General features: G+C 34.5%; 1 pseudogene. It reads left to right on the top strand.

The features are described from left to right. Positions 1 to 804, top strand: a pseudogene (locus AC1UFB_RS20515) (MobQ family relaxase); the annotation flags it as partial. Positions 805 to 1,173: the final 369 nt, after the last annotated feature.

Genomic DNA, 1,173 nt, shown 5'->3' with positions numbered 1-1,173 from the left:
TATAAGGAATCTCTTCGCTTTTCAACTGAAGAGGAGTTTTATAGTCGCTATCAAGAATTCTCTCAACAGAAAGAGAATCGCCTGCATCAAATCAAGTATGAAAAAAAGCAGATTCAAGTTGAAACGAAAGTCTTGTTACAAGCAGAAGAAGCCATTAAAATGGCGAAAATTCGTGAAGTAAGCTCTCACTATCCCGACTTGAAAACAGCTGGAAAATACTTGACCTATGACAATGCTTTAAAGCTAGAGAAACATGTAGATATGGCCAAAAAGACTCCCGTAACGTTAGAAGTCATTGAAAAAGCGATTAAAAATCAACAAGACGATCTATACAAACTAAAGAAAGACCTAAAAATCTTTCAAACTGAAAAAGATCATCTAGATAAGATAAAGAGCCAGGTTACTAGCCTTGAAAAAACAGAAAAGGAACTTGATACATTAAGCAACAGCCCTGGTGAAGCAGCCAAACGCTTGGTTTCAAAGAAATCACGTCAGCACTATGAAGAATTGCAACATGAAGCTAATCACTATCGTGATAACCTTAAGGAAAAAGGATATAAAGGACTAGATGATTTAAACAAACGACAAGGCGAAATTAGAGAGCTAGAGCAAAATGTAATACCAGATATAGAGAAAAACATAAAAGTCAAAGAGCACGTCATAGAAACGATCTCAGGTATCTTTGATGCTATACAACAAGCTACTCGTAGCCAAGAGCAAGCCCAACAAAGACATCAATTGAGAAGAATGAGAAGTACCAATATAAATAGAGCGAAAGATCAAGGACCAGATTTTAGCCGTTAAAGATAAAAAATTGCCTTAAGGCAATTAGAAACAACTTAAAGTTGTTACATTTTATTTAAAGAAATTAAACCTATTAGGGATAGCATCAGGATTAGGCGGATTTACAACATTAAGACAAAAAACCTTGTATCAATAGGGTCTAGCCTATTGGTACATAATTAAATTATCGTTAAATTAGGACTTCATAATTTCTCATAAGACTTGTATCAAAATGCTTAACGTTGTAAATCCGCATTTTTCTGACGCTACCCCAACTTACTTTGCGGTCTACAGCAGGAACCCTGTCACTAAGCCTATATGATATACAAACTTAGTTTACATAATAATGATTATGTAATAAACACATTTGTATCTACCAGAAAAAAACAG

It is taken from the genome of Priestia sp. KCTC 13724 (genome assembly GCF_056820425.1).
Note: the sequence above shows the minus strand (reverse complement) of the source record. Positions and strands in the feature narration are given on the sequence as shown.